Origin of the sequence: Anoxybacillus sp. LAT27 (genome assembly GCF_022030075.1) — a bacterium.
GTDB lineage: Bacteria > Bacillota > Bacilli > Bacillales > Anoxybacillaceae > Anoxybacillus > Anoxybacillus kestanbolensis.
This window is the reverse complement of the sequence record NZ_JAIWYK010000374.1, coordinates 1-227: the sequence shown is the minus strand read 5'-3', so window position 1 is coordinate 227 and position 227 is coordinate 1. Positions and strand designations below refer to the sequence as shown.

The window sequence follows — 227 nt, the reverse complement described above, 5'->3', positions numbered from 1 at the left end:
CTGGCGGCTGATCAGCGCCCGCAACGCGCGGTGGCGGCTGATCCTCGGGAAGATCGGCGTGATGAAGCTGGCGGCGCTGGCGGCGATGGCCGCCTTCCTCGTCGCCAGCATCGTCTTCGTCCTCGCCCAGGCCTTCGTCTCCGGCCGCCCGCTGACGTTCGACGTCTCGGAGACGAACGTGGGCGGCGTGGCCCTGACCGCCCTGCTGTCCTATGTTCGCATCCTGC

General features: G+C 70.0%; 1 protein-coding gene. It reads left to right on the top strand.

The window, feature by feature from the left end:
• The coding region (locus tag LD028_RS09850) for a hypothetical protein (protein ID WP_237811711.1) at positions 1-227 on the top strand (227 nt) is incomplete at both ends.